We start from the raw sequence: 21,169 nt of genomic DNA on the forward strand, positions 1-21,169 counted from the left end.
ATCACTTTATTTATTTTGTAATACTTTTGGCTATAATCGCGTGAAAATTTAAATGGATGTTTTAGTTTTAAATTTAAAGGATGAAAGATGCAAAGCGTTGGTGTCGTCGCAAAGATAAGTGGAAAAGTTTTTGTAAAACGAAACGGAAAGTTGATCTTGCTAAAGCAGGGCGACGAGATATTTTTAGGCGATGAGATCATCACGCAAAGCAGCAACGACACTATCGTTATAAATTTCGACCACGCTGCGCCTATCACGCTACTTGAACCACAAACTATCATCATCACAAAAGAGCTATCAAATGCAAAATTTGACACCCAAGGCAATGAAGCGCAGGTAGAAGAGGACAAGAGAAGGATTTTTGGCGAGAGCGAAGAGTCTAGTAGCAAAAGCAGCGACGAAAGCGCTCAAGGCTCTAGCCACCACTCTCATGGCTCAAGTCATGGTAGCGACGCAGCAAGCATAAATGGATCAAATTTTGACACGCAAGGGCACATCTCAAACGTAGTTTGGTTTGACGGTGGTACATTAGAGCTACCAGCTATCATCTCAAGCGAGCCAGCAATGCCAGTTAGTTCTATTAGCGGAGCAGCGCCAGTGGTGGCTGAACAAAAAGAGAGTGCTCCAGCTATACCAGCGCCTAGCATCGCACTTTTAAAAGACCTTGACGGCGACGGCTATATCAATATCGCAGAAGCAGGCGGCGATCCTAATCACACAAGCATGGCTGTTGCTTTTAACAACGACTTCAAGCCAGGTGACAAAGTAACGCTAGAAGTTATAAATAACGGCGTAAAGACCATGTTTTCCTACAAAGTAGATCCTGCAGGCACAAGCGTGATAAATGAAAACAATCCAAGCGAAATTTTACCTATCACGCCAAATGTAACAAATCCAGATCAAAAAGAATTTATCATCCCAAGCGTTGCTATCACGCCAAATGCCCCGTTTAATGTAAGCTCTAGCATCACACTAGCAAATGGCGCTAGCTCAGCTCCAGCAAAGGCAGCCGCAAGCGTTGATACCGTTACACCAGCTCTTAGCTTTACAAAGGTCGTTTTAGGCAAAGACCTAAACGGCGACGGCGTGATAGACGCTAGCGAAAATGGCTTTAATCCAGCCAGCAGTACGCCAAGCGACGATGCGAAGATCGTTTTATCACCAAATATGAAAATAGGCGATAAGATAAAGCTCACTACCACCGATCCTGACGGCACTTTGCATGAAAAGACGCTTGTTAAAACATCTAGCGGCACGCTTGTGGATAAAGATAGTGGCGAGAGCTATCCACTCACAAGTGAGAGCGGCGGAAATGTCGGCTTTAACGTGGCAAGCGCTGTTAAAATTTCATCATCAATGCAAACAAATGTAAACATCCAAATGATAAGCAAGTCGGGCAACCCAGGTGCGACAGATACGGTAACTATCGCAAATAATAACGATCCGATCGCCGTTTTTACCCTTGATGAGAACAAAGACGGCATTATAAATGCAGCCGAACTAGCTAAAAGTGGGGGCACGGCGTCGCTTATCGATATCTACGTACCAAACAATGCCGCAGTTGGCGACAAGATCCGCATAAAGGTCGATGATCCAGCTAGCACACCAACAAGTGTCACAAAGACCTATACTATCGCACCTGACGGACTTACTGCCACGCTTGATGGAGGTAGCGAGACTATCTCTATCCAAAATGGCAAGATCACAGTCGCTGACCCTACAAGCTCAACTGATCCAAGTAGGAAAAAGCTAAGCACGACGATCATTGATGGCACTACTGGAGCTTTAAAAGCTTCAAGTGTGAGTGAAATTTCAAGCGATACGGTCGCACCTGTTAGGTCTCCGCACGTGCAGTTTGCAAAAGATGAGAACAAAGATGGGGTGCTAACCAGTAAAGAGAGTGGCTTTAGCCCTGATGGTGCGAAAACCTCTATAAAGATGAAAATTCCAAACGACGCAAGAGATGGCGATAAATTTGAGATAGATATCGCAGGAAGCGACGGCAAAACAGATAAGATAACCATTAAAATTTCTCAAAACGCATCCGGCGCATATAGTGCCACAAGAGATGATGGCGTAGCTATTAGTGTAAATAATGGCACCATAGAGACCACGACAAAACTTTATGGCGTTACGACAAATTTCACGACCACATTTACCGACAAAGCTGGCAACAAAGCAGACCCAGTCACAGACGAGATCACTGTAGATAACAGCATAAAGGTGCAGTTTGCAAGGGATAATGACGGAGACGGGCTAATAGATAGCATCACCACGCCTTCTGGCTCACCATCAACCCAAAGCGACCTTGATATCTACGTGCCTAGCAATGCAAAACCAGGAAGCAATGTAAGCGTCACTATCTCAACTCCGACCATACCAGCTGTAACTACAACGGTCAAATACACAATAAGCGACGATGGACTAACCGCCTTGCCAAATGACGGCTCAGCACCACTTCCTATCGTGGATGGTAAATTTAGCATACCAAATGTCCCTATCTCGGTCGATCACTCTACGCCTGTTAGAGCTACTATCACGACACCAAACGAGATCACTACAACAGATGGCGTTCGCGGTAGGCTCTTTGACTTTGGAATTTTAGAGTATATAGATGATGTCAAACTTGCTACGCAGATAGATGGCGGAGCTATAAATATCGCTAAATACCTTAGAGTGGAGGACTATGAGAAGGTTATCCAGAAAAATAACTTCGATGATGAGACCAAAACCATAAAAGAGTACAACATCTCACTTACTAATGACGAACAACCAAATATTGTATTTGGCGTGGACCGCGATCCTGGCACCAAGCTTCGTTTAGCACTTGAAGATGATCATGGTAATGCCAAAATTTTACCAAGCGGACAAACATATATAGATCTAACAGTCGGTGCAGATAAGCGTGTAAATATGGACTTTGAGGCCCTTGGTATAAAGCTAGATGAGAGATACTCAAACATAAGAGCGACCGTTTTAAAGAGTGATGGCACAAAGGATGATGACCTAATGGTTCATATAGACCTAGACGCCACCCCTGATGCGATCGGCACTCCAACGGCAACTTCTCACGTCACTAGCGTAGATATCTCAGGTAGTGTTGGCACCGATGCGAGCGGTAATAACACGTTAAATAAAAACACCATAAACAAAGTAGATCTTTATGATCTGCTAAATTCCGTCCATAGAAGCTCAGCCCTTGATGATACGCACAGCTACTCTGAAAATTTTGCCCTGCCAGCAAACAGCACCGGAGCAAATTTCATGATAAAAAATGCCGACACCGCAGGAAATGTCTCTGTTAGCACGGTAACTTTTATCGGCAATAGCGGCCTTGATGCTGATATGTGGTTTTATAACTACGTAGATCCATCGTGGAGGGCTAGAGTTGGTGGCGATTCTGGTGTTTACTCGCAGCGAGGGGGCAAATCCATCTATAAAGACTATATCAAAATTTACTCTCCAAGTGCCTCTACTACATATGACGTTGTGCAGTTTGCCTCTGGGACGCACTATAAGACCCTGTCTGATCAGGGCAATATGCATGCAGAAGATCTAGCAAGAGTGGGTAGATATGGCAGTGATGCCTTGTATGACGCATCTAATCCATACGCACCAAAGAAATTTATAAACGGCGTGGATACGACTGCTGGCACGGGAGAAAATATAAGCTTTGCAAATGGCACATTAAAAGGCAAGCCTGGCAACTACACGCTTGGAGAGTCAAACCCTGTTGGCTCTGACCTTGTCATGAAAATGGATGGTTGGATATATGTAAATGCTCCTGGGACATACTCGGTAAGAGCAGCCGACCTACACAACTATGTAGAGCTAACTATAAATGGCAATACACAAAAATTTGGAAGTGCAACAACATTTATAAATCCGTCCACAGAGGTATCATATGGCAAAAATGGTCAGTGGTGGAGCAGGGATTTTACATTTAATAAGGCTGGCTTTTATAAATTTGATATGGAGTATATGGATGGAACTGGCGAGATGAATTTATCTTTGTATATAATGCAAAAAAATAGTGCACCAGCTAGTGGACCATATCCATCAGATACTTTGGTGGGGTCAGAACATAGTGGTACTCGCCTCTTTAGCAACAACTATGTTGAAGCGCTCATTCAAAATGATTTTATTAAAAAGATAGGCACTACAAATTCTTACGAGATAAATACAAGCAAATATAGCGAGGCAAATTTTGGAGACCCAATCTATCTAAAACAAGAAGGCGATGTAAAAGGCGGTAACCTAGATGACGCTTTTGTTTATAGCAAGGGCAGGGCGATAGACGGCAAAGGTGGAGTAGATACGCTTATAGTGGTTGATGATGTGGATTTTTCAAATTTAGACAATGTTAAAAAGATAAATAACTTTGAAAAAGTGCAACTTGGCAGCGCAGATCAGGCTGTTTCTATAAAATTTAGCCCAAATGGCATATTTGATATCGTAGATAGTAGAAATACAAGAGATGCGAACAATAGCGCAGCCAGCGAGAGCGTAAATACCGTGCTAAAGGTTATAGGCGACAGCAAAGATCTAGTACAGCTTACACATGATTTTGTAAAAGCCACAAAAGCAGATATCACCACGCTAAATAATAAACATAGCGTCGTTGGCGATACGTATAACAAAGTAGATGTCACAAGCGATGGTGACGCAGTAAATCAAGTCTACAAAGCAACCTTTAATCGCCAAGAAGTTATTAATGGCAACACAATAAATTCAAAGCACACCATTTTTGTCGAGATCCAAGACGGCGTGCAAGTCGATCTGTTATAAAACTCATCTTGGTTCTTTCAAGAGGAGTAAGAATAGTCTATAAATTTAATCTTACGTAGTTTTATATATAAAATAATATGTAAAATTTTATGCAATAAAGCTAAATTTGCTCGTTTTTACTCTCTACTATCTTTTTTATAAGCTCCATATCACCGTTCATTGCTAAACTCATGAAGCAAATGCCGTTTGCGCCAGCTTTTATGGCCTCTTTGTAGTTTTTGTTGTCTAGTCCGCCAAGTGCGTAAATTTCTTTATCTAAGCTTTTTAGCTCACTTATAAAATTTAGCCCTTTTGGCTCTAAACCAGCCTTGCAAGAGGTAACAAATATATGAGAAGCAACGAGCACGTCAGCGATAGAGGCTGAAATTTTAGCCTGCTCTAGGTCGTGAGCTGGGGCGTAAATTTTGGCTGTTTTTCTAAATTCTTCTAAAAAAACGCCGTGATTTTTAAAAAATTCAAGCTGCGCCGAAGTGAGCCAAAAGTCGCTCTTTAGCTTGCAAGCTACGTCAAAAAATTGATTAATGATAAATTTCTTGCGGTAGTTTTCACAAATTTGAGCCACAACCCTAGCAAGATCATAAAATTGAGCCTCGCTTAGCCCCTTTGCGCGAAGCAAAATTTCATCCACGCCAGCCTTGCAAAGTAGCTCTATCCTCTTTAAAAAGTCATCGCCCTCATAGCTTTCAAAATCAGCCACACAGAGAATTTTAAACATAGACATACTCGCTCATCAAGGGCTCTAGGCCGTTTGCTTTTATCATTGCTTTTATCTCATCCACGCTTCTGCCGTCACTTATCTCAAACTGCTCGTCGCCCTTTTTCTCTTCGCCGTGAGCGCCGATGCTTACTTTTACGCCAGCGCTTATCTTATTTGCAGCGATCTTTACGGCGTTGTCGCGAAATTTCGCCTTTTCTCTGGTTGAGATCGTTATGCTAGCTGTTGGCATGAAAATTCTATAAGCGCAGATCACTTGCAAAAGCTCGCGCTCGCCCACGTCACGTGGATTGATGCGGTCGTTGTTGATGATAGGGCGAAGTCTTGGACATGAAAATGCGATCTCAGCGTGCGGATACTTTTTTTGAACTAAACTTGCGTGAAGTGCGGTCGCAAAGGCGTCAAGTCTAAAGTCATCTATGCCAAGAAGTGCGGCAAAGCCAACCCCTCTCATGCCTCCAAGAAGCGCTCGCTCTTGCGCATTTATGCGGTATGGGAAAATTCTTTTATTGCCGCCAAGGTGTATTTTTTCGTATTTTGTGGGGTTATAGGTCTCTTGAAAGACGGTCACATAGTCTGCGCCACTTTTGTGAAGCAGGGCGTAGCCATCTGAATTTAATGGGTAAATTTCAACCCCAACGACTTTAAAAAATTTCTTTGCCAAAGCGCAGGCGTTTGCGATGTAAGCGACACTTGAGTTAGTCTCGCTCTCGCCAGTTAGGATCAAAATTTCTTCTAAGCCACTCTTTGAAATTTCTCTTAGCTCTCTTGTGATCTCCTCGTCGCTTAGCTTTGCCCTTTTTATATTATTTTTAGCGTTAAAACCGCAATAAACGCAGAGGTTATCGCAGTAGTTTGCTATGTAAAGCGGGGTAAAAAGCGTGATGTTTGAGCCAAAATTTGCCCTTGTTTTTGCTTGAGCGAGTTTGGCTATTGGCTCTAAAAATGGCGCTGCAGCGGGTGAGAGTAGGGCTTTTAGATTTTCAAGCGAGCAGTGCTTTGCATTAAGAGCTGCCTTTACGTCTGCTTCGCTGTAGTTTTCAGGCTTGTAGCTAGCTCGCTCTTTTAAAATCTCATCCATAATGTCGCTACCAACATCTTGCATGTGTGGCAGTAGCTGCATGTGGTCGGTTCTTGTAAATTTCATCAGTCTAAAAATCCAGTGAGCGGTGATGAGGCATTTGCGCTTTTGCTCTTTGCGCCAAGGCCTGCTAGATAGGCGTTGCGACCAGCGATGATCGCCTCTTTGAAGGCTCTTGCCATGAGCGGGATATTTTTAGATGAGGCGATGGCTGTGTTTGCCATGATAGCAGCTGCTCCCATCTCCATCGCTTCGCACGCTTGTGATGGCCTGCCAATGCCAGCATCAACGATGATCTGTGTATCAAGCTCGTTTATCAAAATTTCAATGATATCTTTAAAAACTAGCCCCTGATTTGAGCCAATGGGCGCAGCTAGAGGCATGATACAGCTTGCTCCTGCACTTAGCATCGCTCTTGCGGCGTTTAGGTCTGGAAACATATATGGCATTGGCATAAAGCCGTCATTTGCCAAGGCTTCGCACGCTTTTATGGTTTCAGCGTTGTCTGGAAAGAGAAATTTAGAGTCAGTGATGATCTCTATCTTAACAAGCTCGCCACACCCAAGCTCACGTGCGAGCTGGGCGATGCGAACGGCCTCTTTGGCGTTTCTAGCGCCACTTGTGTTTGGCAAGAGCGTCACGCCTTTTGGGATAAAGTCAAGTATATTTCGCTCTTTGCTCTCGTTTATGCGCCTAAGAGCAAGGGTTAAAATTTGCGCGCCAGCCTCGTTTATGGCTGAGTCGATGAGCTCATGCGAGTACTTGCCAGAGCCAAGGATAAAGCGGCTCTGAAATTCCTTGCCGCCAAGGATCAAACTATCACTTTGCACTTACGCCTCCAAGCCCATAAGTAGTCTAATGGCCAAATTTGCCTCGTGATTTGCGCAGACTGCGACGCGTGGCGCCATGAGCCCTTGACCGATCTTCGCCTCGTTTTTGAGGTCGCCGCAAAGATAGACATTTTTGGCAAATTTTATGGTTTTTATGAGATTTGAGCTAAAGTATCCTGCCATGCCAGAGGCGCCGATGATCTTTTTATCTTTTAGACTTGCGCCCGCTTCGTTTAGTATCATTGCCTTGCCAGCTACGTTGTCAAAGGCTTCGCATAAAATTTCACACTCGCCAAAGACGCTAGCCACGTTTTTTTCGTCCAAAAATATATCGTGTGTTTCGACCTCGACAAAGGGATTGACGTCATTTATCAGCTCTTTAAGTGCCTGCGTCTTTTTTAAGCCGATGTGGCGGACGAAATACTGCTGGCGGTTTAGGTTGCTTGGCTCCACGACGTCAAAGTCGGCAAGCACTAGCTTTTTTACGCCAACTCTTGCAAGGCTTAGTGCGATATTTGAGCCAAGTCCGCCAAGTCCAGCCACGCCGATCACGGCTTTACTTAGGGCTAAATTTAGCTCAGGACTGTTTCGTGAGGCGATCATCGCGCGTAAAACTTCACGCTCAGGCATCACGCCGCGCCTTATAAATACGACGTTTGAGCCATCTTTTAGCTCGCTATCTTCTTTTATAGCAAAGCCATCAACGATAAAAATATCTGGCTTTGTCGCGTTAAATTTCTCTAAAAATTTATAAATTTCACTCTCTTTATCGCCAAGCGCAAGCTCTTTTAGCTCGCTAAGGCTTTTTACTGGCACCTTAAATTTTGCGCCGTTTAATACAATCTTTATCATTTTCTCCTCATCCACCGCCAACTAAAGTGACGATCTCATAAGCTTTGCCCTCGCTCATGAAGCGCTCACGCCAAAGCTTTTTTGGCAAAATTTCTCCGTCTCGCTCAAGGGCTATAAATTTAAGCTCATAGCCATTTTGAGCTAAAAAATCATAAACATTTATATCGTTTTCAAGCTCGAAAATTTTGCCATTTACACTAAATTTGATCATTAAATTTTGTAGCTTTTTACAAAATTTGCGATCCTCTCGATCGCTTTTTTTATGCTCTCGATGTCTGTCGCAAAAGAAATTCTAAAGTATCCATCCATACCAAAGCCCACACCTGGCACGGTCGCTACGTTCGCCTCTTCAAGCATCTTTTTGCAAAATCTAAGTGAGTCGCTATCTACATCTTTGCATTTTACAAATAGATAAAACGCACCATCAGGCTTAACTACGCTTAGCCCAGCGATAGCGTTTATCATCTCTACTGCCACGTCGCGTCTTCTTTCATACTCTTTTCTCATGTTTTCGATATCTTCGTCAGTTTCGCCAAGAAGTGATGGGATAGCGCCTATTTGCACGATCGAGCTGATGTTGCTTGTGCTTTGGCTTTGAAGCTTTTTGATACCAGCAATTAGCCAGTCCATCGAGCTTGCGATATAGCCAAATCTCCAGCCAGGCATCGCTCCACATTTGCTTAGGCCGTTTATCGTGACCGTTCTTTTAAAAAGATCCTCGCTTACTGAGGCTACTGCGTGAAATTCTTTGCCGTAGATCACTTTTTCATAAATTTCATCACTTGTGATGATGATATCAGTGCCCTTTAAAACCTCGCCAAATGCCGCGATCTCCTCTTTTGTATATACGGCTCCAGTTGGATTTGTCGGGTGATTTAGCGAAAAGACTTTCGTTTTTGGCGTGATCGCTTTTTTTAGTTGTTCGGCTGTGATCTTGAAATTTGTGCTCTCGTCTGCCTCGATAAAGACAGGCACACCACCACAAAATTTAACGATCTCAGGGTAGCTTACCCAGTATGGAGATGGGATGATGACTTCGTCGCCTGGGTTGATAAGTGCTTGAAATACATTAAAAAGTGAGTGTTTTGCGCCGATGTTTGTGACGATTTGATTTGCTTTGTAGTCAAGTCCGTTATCTCTTTTTAGCTTTGCTCTAATGGCATCTATGACCTCAGGCAGGCCCGGCACTGGCGTGTATTTGCCGCTTTTGCTATCGTTATCAAGTGCGTTTTTTACAGTTTCTCTTATCTTTTTTGGAGTCATAAAGTCAGGCTCACCAGCTGAAAGCGAGATCACGTCGATGCCAGCAGCCTTCATCTCTTTTGCCTTTGTGCTGATCGCAATTGTGATTGATTCGCTCAATGTTTGCATTCTGTTTGCTAGTTGCATTTTCGTCCTTTTTAGTTGATTGTCTTTAAGTAGCTATTGTCATTTAAAAATAGATAAAGTTCGCCCAAAATTTGCTTTTTTTGTGTTTCGTTTATCAGAGTTGATTTCTCTAAGCGCTCATTTAGAGTGTCTTGGATCTCGTAGATATCGTAGTCCATGTCCTCCATGATATCAAGGATCGACTGGCTCTCTAGTAAATTTGTGACCTTGTAGCCATCACTTGTTATCTCTACCGTAGCTTCTGTTGGATGAGTGAAGAGGTTGTGCTTCATGCCGATCACCTCTTGATATGCGCCAACTAGGAAAAATCCCAAGAAATAATCCTCCTTCTCCACATCCACATCGTGCAAAAGTAGTGGGTTTTTCTCGTCATCATAGCTGATCTCGCCGTCGCTATCGCAGGTGATGTCCCAGATCGAAGCTGGCAGGGTAGGGCGCTCATCGAGCCTGTCAAGTGGCATGATAGGGAAATTTTGCTTTAGCCCCCAAAAGTCTGGCAAGCTTTGGAAAATAGAGAAATTTAGCAAGTATCTCTCTTGAACCTCTTTTTGAATTTTAGTTAGATCGCTTGAGTTGCTCTTGTTGCCAAGCATCACGACAGCTTTTTTGCTAATGAGCCTTAAAAGCACCTCTGCGTTTGATCTATCTTGCAGATCGACATAGCCAAGATCAAAAAGCGTGAGGATGCTCTCAGTGTGATGGATGGCGTCGTGCAGGTATTCTAGAGCATTTGAAGGCTTGATTGATTTATAAAGATCAACTAGCTCGGTTATTAAATTTGGATTATTTTTCTTTAAATTTAGCTTCTCTTCGGTGTATTCTTGAGAAAATAGCTCAAGCACAGGAGCGACCAAAAGTGCGTGAGAAGCGGCGATGTAGCGACCTGACTCTATGAAAATATCTGGCTCGATCTCCTTTTTTTGCTCGCTTATAGTTTTAAGCATATAAACAACGTCGTTTGCGTATTCGTTTAGCGTATAGTTTCTGCTGCTCTCTTCTTTAAACTGCGAGTACTCGATCGCAAGGCCACCACCTAAATTTATAGCTTTTAAATTTGTTGCACCCATTTTTCTAAGCTCAGCGTAGATGTTGCCAGCCTCGATGAGTGCTTTTTTGAGCGGATGGATCTCGCTTATTTGAGAGCCGATGTGAAAGTGTATCATCGTGAAGTTTTCAAGCAAATTTGCCTTTTTTAGCATCTTTACAGCTTCTATTAGCTCGGTTGATGTTAGGCCAAATTTAGAGTGTATGCCACCACTTTTTGCCCAGAGTCCTGAGCCTGTCGAGTGTAGTCTCACTCTAAGTCCGATCTTTGGTTTTGGTTTAAAACGCTCTTTTGCGATGGCGATTATCGCTTCAAGCTCGTTTAAGCCCTCAATCGTTAGCGTGATGTTATGCCCCATTTCTGCGGCGATGAAGCCTATATTTATCATCTCTTTATCTTTAAAACCATTTACCGTTATAGGCGCTTTGTCGTTGTTATAAGCCATAGTTAGAAGTAGTTCAGCCTTGCTACCAGCCTCAAGGCCGTAGTTGTAGGGCTTGCCAAGACGAACTAGATTTTTTACAAAGCCTGGATATTGATTTACTTTAAGCGGAAAAACGGCGTTAAAGCTGCCTTTGTAGGCAAACTCTTTCTTTGCCTTTGCAAAGCTTGCGTGGATCTGCTCGATCTGCTTTTGGATAAGGTGCGGAAAACGAAGTAGTAGCGGCCCTCTATATCCGTCGTCCCTGATATCACGCACGATGTCGATGATCGCTGGCTTGCTAGCTTCGTTTATGCAGACTTTGCCATCTTCTATCACAAAATTTGAATTGCCCCAAATGTTAAGTCCAAAATCATTCATCCCAGCTCCTTTTCAAGCTCATCTAAATTTATCGTTTTTTCATCTTTAGTTTCTAAATTTTTATACCAAATTTTATTCTCTTTCATCTCATTTTCGCCCACGCAAAGGAAAATTTTTGCATTTTTATTGTCGGCATTTTGCAGATGTTTTTGAAGTTTTTTAGCTTCATAAGAAATTTCAACCTGATATTTTTTGCGAAGTTTTGAGCCAAGCGCATAGACAAAGTCTAAATTTGGCGCATCAAGCGCGCAAAGATAAACTCCGTCTCGCTCATCCTGGGCCTCACCTAAAATTTCCATTATCCTCTCAACACCCATCGCAAAGCCAACGCCGTAACTTGCTCTACCGCCAAGATACTCAACAAGCCTATCATATCTGCCACCCCCTGCTACTGCACTTTGTGAGCCGATCTCGTTGCTTATAAACTCAAACGCCGTCTTGCAGTAGTAGTCTAAGCCGCGAACGAGTTTGGTATCTATCTCAAATTTAACGCCATTTGCTGTTAAAATTTCTTGCAGTTTTGCAAAATCAGCCTGCGCTTCATCGCTTAAGCTATCAGTGATAACTGGAGCGTTTTTGTAAATTTCTTGGCAGCTCTCGACCTTGCAGTCAAGCACGCGGATAGGGTTTAAAAGCTTGCGTCTTTTGCAGTCTTCGCAAATTTTATCGTCATTTTCATCTAAAAATTTGACAAGCTTTTCTTTGTAAGACTTCATCGAGCTCTCGTCGCCAAGTGAGTTGATTTTTAGGGTTGTTTTTATATTTAGTCTGTTAAAAATTTCGCTCACCATCAAGATAATGCTCGCATCCTCATAGACGCTACCCTCGCCAAAGCACTCACAGCCAAACTGGTGAAACTCCCTTAAGCGGCCTTTTTGTGGGCGCTCGTAACGAAACATCGAGCCATGATAAAAGCAGCGTTTTATAGCGTTTGCCCTGTCAAGCTTCGCCTCGATAAATGCTCTAACCACGCCAGCTGTGCCCTCAGGACGCAAACAAACGTCGTTGCCGCCTTTGTCTTCAAACTGATACATCTCTTTGCCTACGATGTCACTACTCTCGCCGACACTTCTTTTAAAAAGTGCCGTCTCCTCGAGGTGCGGAGTCAAAATTTGCTCATATCCGTAGTTTTTTGCGACTTCCTCGCAGGTTTTTATTATCTGTGCGTAAAGTTTTGCGCGAGCTGGAAGCATATCTTTCATGCCACGAAGTGCCGTTATCATCGTATTATCCTTTTTATTTTTTTGTGATTTTACTTAAAATTTATAAAATTTTCTATCTCTTTTGAAATTAGCTCTATGCTTTTAGACGCGTCTATAAAAAGCGTTTCAAAGCCATTTTTGATAAGAATTTGCTTCATCAGGCTTTGCACTTTTAAAAGATACTCTAGCCCTCTAGCCTCGATCTTATCGCTGGTGCCTCTATTTTTTAGACGCGAGTTTATTAGCTCAGGGCTTGCTTCAAAAAAGACTATCTTATCTGCAAATTTATCATTTAGCGCAAATTTATTAAGCTCTAAAAGCACGTTTTCGTCCAGGCTTTCATCATTTGCCAAAGCGTAGGCGATGCCTGAGATAAAGCCTCTGTCGCTTAAAATGAACCTACCTAAATTTGGTTGGATCAGCTTTTCAAAATGCTCAGCCCTATCAGCTAAAAAGAGTAAAATTTCAGCCCTTTTGCCTATTTTGATGCTTGAGCTTAGTAAAATTTCTCGTAAATTTACACCAAGCTGCGTGCCACCTGGCTCTTTTGTGACGATGACATCACTAAATTTAGAAGCTAAAATTTCTATCTGCGTGCTCTTGCCAACGCCGTCAATGCCTTCAAACAAAACATACATTTTACGCCTTTAAATTTTTTAGAATTTTTGCTGGCACTAGGTTGCTCACGTCGCCGTCGTGGCGCAAGACTGAGCGGACGATCGAGCTTGAGATGAAGGCGTTATTTAAGCTTGGCATAAGATAAACCGTCTCAAATTCGTCCCAAAGTGCAGCGTTTGCGTAGCCGATTTGTAGCTCATACTCGAAGTCACTAACCGCGCGAAGCCCCCTGATGACGGTGTTTATGCCGTGCGACTTAGCAAAATCAACAAGTAAGTTATCAAAGCCAAGCACGCTTACATTGCTAAGCTCACAAACTGCCTCTTTTGCCATCTCTATGCGTTTTTCATGTGCGAACATCGGCTGTTTGCTGTCACTTTTTGCAACTGCGACGATTACCTTATCAAAAATTTTGGTAGCTCTTATGATAACGTCTAAATGGCCGTTTGTGATGGGGTCAAATGTCCCTGGATAGATGCAAGATTTTTTCAAATTTGCCACCTTTTGTAAAGATTATTTTCGATTTTTAAGGCATCAAGCCACTTGCCGATGATGAAATGCTCCATATCATGAAGGCTCTTTATGCCTGCGTAATAGCCTAAAACTGGCGGAGCGATGGTAGCTCCAAGAGATGAGAGAAGCTGCATCTGAGAAAGCGCAATGGTAGAAAATGGCATCTCTCTAACGCCCAAAACTAGGGTTTGCCTCTCTTTTAACGCGACACTTGCGGCCCTTGCGATGAGCGTGTCACTTATGCCGTTTGCGACCTTTGCCAAAGTATTAGTAGAGCAGGGCGCTATGATCATAGCATCCGTGCCAAACGAGCCAGAGGCTGGACCAGCACTAAGATCTTGATCATCATAAATTTTTACACCAAGATCATTTAAATTTAGCCTCAAATTTTCTTCAGCCTCTAAAACTTTCATAGCATTTTTACTAACTATAACATGCGCCTCACAGCTATCTTTTGCGGCATTTACTAGCTTTAGAAAAAGCCCAGCACCGCTTGCTCCAGTGGCCGCAAAAACTACCTTTTTCATCTTATAACTGCCTCATCTTTGCCTGAAACTGTGGCCTGTAAAATTTTATTTTCTCTTGTTCTTATCTTTATCATATCGCCTAAATTTCCATCCTCAAGCGCCTTTACTTCGGCTATTATCTTGACACCACCCTCACTTAAAACTGCATTTAGCATTTGACCTTTTTTGACTAAACTTATGGCATTAAACTGACGTTTGGTTAAAATTTCACCGCTTCTTATCTGCACTTTTGTGACAAGAGTTGAGGCGCTAAGTCCAAAGAGTGCGTCACGCGGCCATTTACTAAACTCGATCATCGTTGGTTGGTAGTCAAGCAGGCTTAAAATGTGGTTTGTATTCATAGAATTTATAGCGATAAAAACTGGCATTTTTGCGTTAAAGCTAAATTTAAAGTAAAGGCTTTTTAAGCTTAGATCAACATCCTCAAATGAGGCTCTAAAAACGCCTTTTTGGCTATTTTGATCGTTTAAAAAGATATTTTTAAAGACCAAGTCTTTAAAATTTGCAGGGAGTTTGTTTTGCGGGCTGATGCTAAGATCGCTTACGCTGATGCCTGGATACTCGTTGCTGATCTCTCTTAAAAATTGCATCTGAATTTCATCCATGATAGAGCAGTTTTTCACAAAAGCCACGCTACCGCCGCTTTTGTCATTATATGTTTTAAAATTTGCTGTTAGAATTTCATAGAGTTTTTTGCTATCTATCTTGGCTGCTCTTTTGCCCTCTAAGTTTAAAATTTCATTATCTTCGCCCTCAAAGCCAAAAGTACTGAGTGAAATTTGATCATTTACGACACAATACATCGGATAGATGCTGACTTCATTTGCAAAAAGTTTTGTGGAAAATAAAAAAATGAGTATAAAAAAGATGGAGCGGGAAACGAGATTCGAACTCGCGACCCCAACCTTGGCAAGGTTGTGCTCTACCCCTGAGCTATTCCCGCAATCAAAATGAAGTCCGCATTTTATCAGATTGTTTTTCATTTGTCAAGGATTATGGAAGTTTTATGAGTGAAATTTCGCTATTTTGTAAAATTTCACCTTGATCAGGGCTAGTTATCAACACAAAATCGCTCTTTAATATATGATTTATCATGCCTGAGCCATATTTTCCGCCATCAGTTGCTATAAATTTACCATCAGTTACATTGCCAAAAACTGCATTTGCTCTGCCTGATTTTACCTTTAAATTTTCGCTATTTATAGCTTTTTTCGTCACAAAACATTCGCTTTTTAGAAGTGGCAAAACAAGCATCATCGTGCAAAGATAAGCAGCCATAGGGTTGCCAGGCAAAATAAAAACAAGCCTGCCATCTTTTTCGTAAGCCTTACAAGGTCTGCCAGGTCTTATGTCAAGGTGTGAGTAAATTTCGTTATATCCAAGCTCGCTTAGGGCTATCTTCATAAAGTCTGCCTCACCAGCGCTCGCTCCACCAGAGCAGATAACGATGTCGTAGTTTGCAGCGTTTAAAAATGCCTGTTTTACAGCATTTAGCTCATCTTTTATGATACCAAGATATGAGCTTTTTTGACCGATTGAGCTAAGAAGTGCAGCGATGCCAAGTGCGTTTGCGTTGTAAATTTCATCCTCGCTCGCTCTTTGCCAAGGCTCGATGATCTCGTTTCCGCTTGAGTAAATTCCAATACTAGGCTGCTTTTTCACATCTATAAAGCTTATACCCTGAGCTGCAAGCATCATCACGCTTCTTGTGTTTAAAATTTCGCCACCTTTTAGTAAAATTTCACCAACCTTTGTCTCTTCGCCTTTAAAGCGGTAAGCCTCGCCTTTTTTAAGCTTAGCTGGTGCTTTCACAAACTCGCCCTCAACGACGCAGTCTTCAAATCTCATGACCGTATCAGAGCCCTTTGGCATCTTAGCACCTGTCATTATCTTCACGCACTCGTTTTTGCCGATAGCTAGCTGCTCTTTATCGCCTGCAAAGGCACTTGCGATGATCTTATAAGGCTCATCTTTTTCATCAAATTTAACAGCAAAGCCATCAAGAGCTGAGTTATCAAAGCAGGGCAGGTCTTTGACCGCTATCACGTCATTTGCTAAGGTTTTGCCAAGAGCCTCGCTAAGAGGTAAAATTTCACTCTCATTTTTTGGTTTAAATTTAGCTTTTAAAGCCTCAAGTGCGTCATTTACTAGCATTTTTACTCCTCAAGCCTAACAATTTTTGCCCCAAGGCTTTTAAATTTCTCCTCAAGCCTCTCGTAGCCTCTATCAAGGTGGTAAATTCTATGCACCAAGCTCTCGCCATTTGCGATAAGAGCGGCTAGTATCAGCGCTGAGCTCGCTCTAAGATCTGTCGCCATAACATCAGCTGCGTTTAAATTTGCAGGGGCATAAACGCTTGCGATGTGACCGTTTAGGCGGATGTCAGCACCCATTCTAGCTAGCTCGCTAACGTGCATAAAGCGGTTTTCAAAAAGCCTCTCATCTATCGTGCTAACGCCATTTGCTGCAAGACAAAGCGCCATAAACTGAGCCTGCATATCGGTCGGAAAGCCAGGATACTCAGTCGTTCTTATCTCGACTGGTTTTATCTCATTTGTCGGCAAAATCGTGATCTTATCGCCATCCACTTCAATACCAAAGCCCATCTCTTCAAATTTATTCAAAATGGCCGTCATATGCGCAGCATTTGCCCTTGTGACTGAAATTTTGCTATTTGTGATAGCTCCAGCGCAAAGGTATGTGCCAGCCTCGATCCTATCAGGGATGACCTCGATATCACAAATTTCAAGTAGCTTTTGACCGCTACCAGTGATCTTTAGCTCGCTCGTGCCGATGCCTTCGATCTTGACACCGCTTTTTGCCAAAATTTCACAAATTTGCACCACTTCAGGCTCAAGTGCGACGTTAAAAAGCTCTGTCGTGCCGTGCGCCAGGGCTGCTGCCATGATGATGTTTTCGCTGCCAGTTACGGTGATCTTATCAAAAACTATCTTTGCGCCTTTTAGGCCATTTGGCGCGGTTGCGACGACGTAACCTTGCTTTATCTCGATATTTGCGCCCATTTTTTCAAGTGCGCTTAGGTGTAGATCTATTGGCCTTTGTCCGATCGCACAGCCTCCAGGAAGGCTCACCTCGCAATGTCCAAAGCGCGCTAGAAGCGGACCAAGTGTCAATATAGAAGCGCGCATCTTTCTAACGATGTCGTAGTTTGCCGTGGTCGAATTTACGCTGCTTGTATCGATACTTAGTGAGTTTTCATCTTTAAATTCACACTTTGCGCCAAGATTAACTAGCAACTGGCAAAGCGTCTTTATGTCAGCGACATTTGGGATATTTGTTAAATTTATCTTATTTTTAGCAAGTAGTGTTAGGGCGATGATAGGTAGGGCGGCATTTTTAGCTCCGCTGATCTTTACTTCGCCGCTTAATTTGGCGTTGCCCTCTATCTTTAAATAGTGCATCATTATTTTTTGCCTTAAGAAAATATATTTTTTGCCGATTATATTGTTTTTAAACTTAGAGTAAAGAAAACAGGGCGCTATTTTCGCTTTATTTACATTTAAGAGTTAAAATTACGAAAATTAATTATTTTGGATAAAAATATGTTAAGTTTAATAAATAAAAGAATATTTTTTGCACTCTGCATTGCACTTTTTACAGGTTGTTCTTTCACCTCAAATGAGCCTAAAATCCCACAAAATGACTACAATCAAACCGCCTCTACAAACGAAGACTTTAGCAGACAAACTTCAAGTGAGCTTTTAGACGAAGATGACGGCAGAGCAGATAAAGAATTTGGTTCATTTTTTAAAAAATACTTAAACACTAGAGCAGGGGGCGACTGCTCAGGCTTTGTCTCTATCGTAAATGCAAAATATAAAAATATGTATTTTGATGAAAAAACCATCAATAACTACTACAGCAAGGGTGGCAGAAAGTCAAAAGCCATCTACAACTTCTATGAAAGCCAAAATTTAATTACTCATAAAAATCCAAAAAAAGGCGATCTTATCTTCTTTTCAAACACCCTTGGCAAAGGCATACAAAAAAATAAAGACAAGAAAAATGTCACTCACGTCGGCATCGTAACAGCTATACTCCCAGACGAGACGGTGAAATTTATCCACAACTCTGGCGGCAGGATCATCCACAGCTATATGAATTTAAAACAAAAAAACACGCATCTAAAGGGCAACAAAGAGATAAACAGCTACGTCGTAAGATGCTCAAACGCTAGCTGCCTTGCGGCAAATAGATTTGCTGGATATGGCAAAGCTAAGTAGCCCAGCTACATTTGCACTTATCCTTTTAAATTTAGCTGCATTTTTTGGTGCCACCTTTCTGCACTCGCGTGAGTTATGGCTCGCGCTTGGCTTAAACATCTATTTTTTAGAAAAACTCTATCTATTTCAGCCCCTCACATCTATCTTTATGCACGCAGGCGCAGGTCACTTGCTTATGAATATGCTATTTTTATATCAAGTTGGCTCAATGAGCGAGTTATATCTTGGCACGAAGAAATTTATCATTTTTTATATCGTTGGCGGCATTTTGACGCAAATTTTAAGCTTTATTTATATATATTTTGCATTTGAAAATAAGAAATTTATAAATTTAGTCGGTGCAAGCGGCGCTTTGTGTATGCTCTTTGGCATGCTGGCGACCTCGTTACTTTACTCAGACAAAAAGGCGTGGTTTGGCTACTTTGCCACCCTGATCGCCATGAGCTTTTTGCCACTACTTATGGGTATAAATGTCGCATGGTACGCGCACTTTATAGGCTGGACTGTCGGCTGTTTGTATGCTAAATTTTACTTAAAGAGAGCAGATGAGATTTTTTGATGAGATCTGGTACATTTTAAACGAAGGCGACGTGGGGCTTAAATTTTTAAAATTTGAGCTATTTTACGAGAAATTTAGATCAAATTTGGATATTTGTTTTGATGAAATTTCTGCGCCAAATGAGCTAACTACCCCATGCTATGCTAAATTTTGTGACGTCGTTAGTATGAAAGAGCTAAACAAAAAGGTAAAGCCAAAAGATAAAAACCTAAATTTCATCCACTCAGTCGCTCACATCGAGTTTAGCGCCATTGACATCGCGCTTGATGCTTGTTATAGATTTAGAGGGCTACCAAGGGAGTTTTACGAGGACTGGCTGGAGGTGGCTGAGGATGAGATCAGGCACTTTTGTATGATAGAAAATTTACTCACAAAGCAGGGTGGCAGATATGGCGAACTAAGCGTGCATGACGGCCTTTTTATCGCACTTCAAAAGACTTCAGACAAGCTCACTAGTCGCATGGCGCTACTGCCAAGATATATGGAGGCAAACGGCCTTGATGCAAACGCTCACATCATCAAAAGGCTAGAAGGTGAGGGCGGGCAAGAAGAGCTTATTGAGTGCCTAAAAGTTATCTTAAAAGAGGAAGTTTCTCACGTTTATAAGGGCGATAAATGGTTTAAATTTGCCTGTAAAAAAGAGGGCGTAGATGAGAAAAGCTACTTTGATATCATATTAAATTTATATCCAAATTCATTTAAAAGCATTAGAGAGATCAACGAGAAAGACCGCTTAAAGGCAGGTTTTAGTGAGGAAGAGCTTAGTTGGATAAAGAATTTCTCAAAGGAGAGATCATGAGCAAAATTTACTTCATAAGGCACGCAAAAGCAGTCGATGAGAACAAAGACGGCGCAAAAGATGCCTCAAGAGAGCTTAGCCCAAAAGGAAAAGAAGACGCTAAATTTATGGCTAGTAGGCTAAAAATGTATGATGTGATGCCAGGAGCTATCTTTTCAAGCAGCGCTAAAAGATGCGAGCAAACAGCAAAAATCATCGCTAAAACTTTAAAATTTAAAGAAAAATCCATAGAGATAAAAGACGAGCTTTATGACATAAGCTTTGAGGATCTTTTAGAGTTTGTAAGAAATTTGGATAAAAATTTAGATGAAATTTTCATCATCACGCACAATCCAAGCATAACTGAAATTTGCGAGTATCTAAGCGACTCATCGATCGATAATATCCCAACTTCTGGAATTTTTTGCATAGAGTTTGAGTGTAAATTTAAAGAGCTAAAAGAGGGCAGTGCAAAAGCTTTGTTTTTTGACCACCCAAAGAAACATCAGAGATAGTTGCTTTTTTAAAAAAATTATTTATTGTGAAAAATAAACCCAGAAATTATTTTTCACTCAAATTTTGAAATTTATCACTCCAGTTTTGAAAATTTAACCATTTCAAGTTCAAACCATCAAGCATAAAAGCAAATTTAAAATCAACCATAATTGCAATGCCAAAATATGACAAAAGGTAAAATGTAAAGTATTTTATATATTTTGTATTGAAAACTGCAATTTTCAAATTGATATTTTAAAATCCTTATTCTTCTCTTTTGAAAGTTTTAAATGGCTATATTTGGCTATATTTTGCATTTTATCTTTTGTGTGATATAAATTTATCCATTAAATTTGGTGTAAAAATATTTGTAAGAAAATGAGTTAAATTTTACACTTTTCAAAAAATGTGAAATTTACATTTATCTTATACATAACTTAAAATTTGATCTACCCTATTTTTAAAATGGCGAGCGAGAGTTACCTTGAGTGAAAGTAGCACAACCCTTGAAAAGCCGTGATAAATGTAAATAAAGCACTTGCTCAAGCTGGCATTTTGGAGGCAAATTTAATCCAAAGCGAGTGTTTTTCTAAAAGTTAGTAGAACAATCTTACACATGCTAAATTTAAGAGCAGTATAAAAAAATAAGAACAATCCATGATTTTTGTTTTTGTGCGCCAAATATTGAAATTGCGCGTTAAATTTTGGAGTAAGGGGTTAATTTTACTATT

General features: G+C 41.5%; 19 protein-coding genes and 1 tRNA gene. 5 read left to right on the forward strand and 15 right to left on the reverse strand.

Annotation, left to right across the window (positions count from 1 at the left end; all coding sequences use genetic code 11):
* Positions 1 to 87: 87 nt before the first annotated feature.
* A complete protein-coding gene (locus F3G88_RS03695; protein WP_149715388.1) occupies positions 88 to 4,788 on the forward strand; it encodes a hypothetical protein in 4,701 nt (1,566 codons plus the stop codon).
* Between the two features lie 100 nt (positions 4,789 to 4,888).
* Here the strand turns inward: F3G88_RS03695 and F3G88_RS03700 are convergent, their stop codons facing one another.
* From F3G88_RS03700 to murA, 15 genes are all read right to left on the reverse strand, one after another.
* Positions 4,889 to 5,485: a thiamine phosphate synthase gene (locus F3G88_RS03700; RefSeq protein ID WP_223228724.1), complete on the reverse strand. Its 597-nt coding sequence runs from the start codon at positions 5,483 to 5,485 to the stop codon at positions 4,889 to 4,891.
* A 10-nt stretch (positions 5,486 to 5,495) separates the two neighbouring features.
* Positions 5,496 to 6,650: a 2-iminoacetate synthase ThiH gene (gene thiH / locus F3G88_RS03705; protein ID WP_149715390.1), complete on the reverse strand. Its 1,155-nt coding sequence runs from the start codon at positions 6,648 to 6,650 to the stop codon at positions 5,496 to 5,498.
* On the reverse strand, positions 6,650 to 7,414 hold the full coding sequence (locus F3G88_RS03710; protein WP_149715391.1) for a thiazole synthase: 765 nt from the start codon (positions 7,412 to 7,414) through the stop codon (positions 6,650 to 6,652). The genes thiH and F3G88_RS03710 overlap by 1 nt, the downstream gene beginning before the upstream one ends.
* Positions 7,415 to 8,266 carry a sulfur carrier protein ThiS adenylyltransferase ThiF gene (gene thiF, locus F3G88_RS03715; RefSeq protein WP_149715392.1) on the reverse strand — a complete coding sequence of 284 codons (852 nt, stop codon included), beginning with the start codon at positions 8,264 to 8,266 and terminating at the stop codon, positions 7,415 to 7,417.
* Positions 8,267 to 8,273: 7 nt separating this feature from the next.
* Positions 8,274 to 8,477, reverse strand: coding sequence for a sulfur carrier protein ThiS (thiS, locus tag F3G88_RS03720; RefSeq protein WP_103596032.1), 204 nt, complete (start codon positions 8,475 to 8,477; stop codon positions 8,274 to 8,276).
* Positions 8,477 to 9,655, reverse strand: coding sequence for a pyridoxal phosphate-dependent aminotransferase (locus F3G88_RS03725; RefSeq protein ID WP_149715393.1), 1,179 nt, complete (start codon positions 9,653 to 9,655; stop codon positions 8,477 to 8,479). Before F3G88_RS03725 ends, thiS begins: the two co-directional genes overlap by 1 nt.
* A gap of 11 nt (positions 9,656 to 9,666) precedes the next feature.
* On the reverse strand, positions 9,667 to 11,502 hold the full coding sequence (gene speA / locus F3G88_RS03730) for a biosynthetic arginine decarboxylase (protein WP_149715394.1): 1,836 nt from the start codon (positions 11,500 to 11,502) through the stop codon (positions 9,667 to 9,669).
* The gene (hisS, locus tag F3G88_RS03735) at positions 11,499 to 12,725 is read right to left on the reverse strand and encodes a histidine--tRNA ligase (RefSeq protein WP_149715395.1); all 1,227 of its coding nucleotides are present in this window, start codon (positions 12,723 to 12,725) and stop codon (positions 11,499 to 11,501) included. The genes speA and hisS overlap by 4 nt, the downstream gene beginning before the upstream one ends.
* A 29-nt stretch (positions 12,726 to 12,754) precedes the next feature.
* Positions 12,755 to 13,342 (reverse strand): dTMP kinase, encoded by a 588-nt coding sequence (gene tmk, locus F3G88_RS03740; RefSeq protein WP_149715396.1) that lies wholly within the window; start codon positions 13,340 to 13,342, stop codon positions 12,755 to 12,757.
* Position 13,343: 1 nt separating this feature from the next.
* On the reverse strand, positions 13,344 to 13,814 hold the full coding sequence (gene coaD / locus F3G88_RS03745; protein ID WP_103574002.1) for a pantetheine-phosphate adenylyltransferase: 471 nt from the start codon (positions 13,812 to 13,814) through the stop codon (positions 13,344 to 13,346).
* The gene (locus F3G88_RS03750) at positions 13,811 to 14,362 is read right to left on the reverse strand and encodes a UbiX family flavin prenyltransferase (RefSeq protein WP_149715397.1); all 552 of its coding nucleotides are present in this window, start codon (positions 14,360 to 14,362) and stop codon (positions 13,811 to 13,813) included. The genes coaD and F3G88_RS03750 overlap by 4 nt, the downstream gene beginning before the upstream one ends.
* On the reverse strand, positions 14,359 to 15,165 hold the full coding sequence (flgA, locus tag F3G88_RS03755; protein WP_021089076.1) for a flagellar basal body P-ring formation chaperone FlgA: 807 nt from the start codon (positions 15,163 to 15,165) through the stop codon (positions 14,359 to 14,361). Before flgA ends, F3G88_RS03750 begins: the two co-directional genes overlap by 4 nt.
* Positions 15,166 to 15,230: 65 nt before the next feature.
* Positions 15,231 to 15,305, reverse strand: a tRNA-Gly gene (locus F3G88_RS03760).
* A gap of 50 nt (positions 15,306 to 15,355) precedes the next feature.
* Positions 15,356 to 16,516 carry a molybdopterin molybdotransferase MoeA gene (locus tag F3G88_RS03765; RefSeq protein ID WP_103574000.1) on the reverse strand — a complete coding sequence of 387 codons (1,161 nt, stop codon included), beginning with the start codon at positions 16,514 to 16,516 and terminating at the stop codon, positions 15,356 to 15,358.
* 2 nt (positions 16,517 to 16,518) lie between these two features.
* The gene (gene murA / locus F3G88_RS03770; RefSeq protein WP_103567538.1) at positions 16,519 to 17,787 is read right to left on the reverse strand and encodes a UDP-N-acetylglucosamine 1-carboxyvinyltransferase; all 1,269 of its coding nucleotides are present in this window, start codon (positions 17,785 to 17,787) and stop codon (positions 16,519 to 16,521) included.
* Between the two features lie 138 nt (positions 17,788 to 17,925).
* Here murA and F3G88_RS03775 point away from each other — a divergent pair, with 138 nt between their 5' ends.
* From F3G88_RS03775 to F3G88_RS03790, 4 genes are read left to right on the forward strand one after another with little or no spacing between them, the layout of a single operon-like run.
* Complete coding sequence (locus tag F3G88_RS03775) at positions 17,926 to 18,606, forward strand: NlpC/P60 family protein (RefSeq protein WP_103573999.1); 681 nt, start codon at positions 17,926 to 17,928, stop codon at positions 18,604 to 18,606.
* A complete protein-coding gene (locus tag F3G88_RS03780; RefSeq protein WP_149715398.1) occupies positions 18,590 to 19,165 on the forward strand; it encodes a rhomboid family intramembrane serine protease in 576 nt (191 codons plus the stop codon). Before F3G88_RS03775 ends, F3G88_RS03780 begins: the two co-directional genes overlap by 17 nt.
* A complete protein-coding gene (locus F3G88_RS03785; RefSeq protein ID WP_103573998.1) occupies positions 19,152 to 19,964 on the forward strand; it encodes a ferritin-like domain-containing protein in 813 nt (270 codons plus the stop codon). The genes F3G88_RS03780 and F3G88_RS03785 overlap by 14 nt, the downstream gene beginning before the upstream one ends.
* Positions 19,961 to 20,458 (forward strand): SixA phosphatase family protein, encoded by a 498-nt coding sequence (locus F3G88_RS03790; RefSeq protein ID WP_087583240.1) that lies wholly within the window; start codon positions 19,961 to 19,963, stop codon positions 20,456 to 20,458. Before F3G88_RS03785 ends, F3G88_RS03790 begins: the two co-directional genes overlap by 4 nt.
* Positions 20,459 to 21,169: the final 711 nt, after the last annotated feature.

Source organism: Campylobacter concisus (assembly GCF_902460675.1).
GTDB lineage: Bacteria > Campylobacterota > Campylobacteria > Campylobacterales > Campylobacteraceae > Campylobacter_A > Campylobacter_A concisus_AJ.

Coding starts and splice junctions, on each gene's coding strand:
- F3G88_RS03695 (WP_149715388.1), top strand. CDS start 88: ATGCAAAGCGTTGGTGTCGTCGCAAAGATAAGTGGAAAAGTTTTTGTA.
- thiH (WP_149715390.1), bottom strand. CDS start 6,650: ATGAAATTTACAAGAACCGACCACATGCAGCTACTGCCACACATGCAA.
- thiF (WP_149715392.1), bottom strand. CDS start 8,266: ATGATAAAGATTGTATTAAACGGCGCAAAATTTAAGGTGCCAGTAAAA.
- thiS (WP_103596032.1), bottom strand. CDS start 8,477: ATGATCAAATTTAGTGTAAATGGCAAAATTTTCGAGCTTGAAAACGAT.
- F3G88_RS03725 (WP_149715393.1), bottom strand. CDS start 9,655: ATGCAACTAGCAAACAGAATGCAAACATTGAGCGAATCAATCACAATT.
- speA (WP_149715394.1), bottom strand. CDS start 11,502: ATGAATGATTTTGGACTTAACATTTGGGGCAATTCAAATTTTGTGATA.
- hisS (WP_149715395.1), bottom strand. CDS start 12,725: ATGATAACGGCACTTCGTGGCATGAAAGATATGCTTCCAGCTCGCGCA.
- tmk (WP_149715396.1), bottom strand. CDS start 13,342: ATGTATGTTTTGTTTGAAGGCATTGACGGCGTTGGCAAGAGCACGCAG.
- F3G88_RS03750 (WP_149715397.1), bottom strand. CDS start 14,362: ATGAAAAAGGTAGTTTTTGCGGCCACTGGAGCAAGCGGTGCTGGGCTT.
- flgA (WP_021089076.1), bottom strand. CDS start 15,165: ATGTATTGTGTCGTAAATGATCAAATTTCACTCAGTACTTTTGGCTTT.
- F3G88_RS03765 (WP_103574000.1), bottom strand. CDS start 16,516: ATGCTAGTAAATGACGCACTTGAGGCTTTAAAAGCTAAATTTAAACCA.
- murA (WP_103567538.1), bottom strand. CDS start 17,787: ATGATGCACTATTTAAAGATAGAGGGCAACGCCAAATTAAGCGGCGAA.
- F3G88_RS03775 (WP_103573999.1), top strand. CDS start 17,926: ATGTTAAGTTTAATAAATAAAAGAATATTTTTTGCACTCTGCATTGCA.
- F3G88_RS03780 (WP_149715398.1), top strand. CDS start 18,590: ATGGCAAAGCTAAGTAGCCCAGCTACATTTGCACTTATCCTTTTAAAT.
- F3G88_RS03785 (WP_103573998.1), top strand. CDS start 19,152: ATGAGATTTTTTGATGAGATCTGGTACATTTTAAACGAAGGCGACGTG.
- F3G88_RS03790 (WP_087583240.1), top strand. CDS start 19,961: ATGAGCAAAATTTACTTCATAAGGCACGCAAAAGCAGTCGATGAGAAC.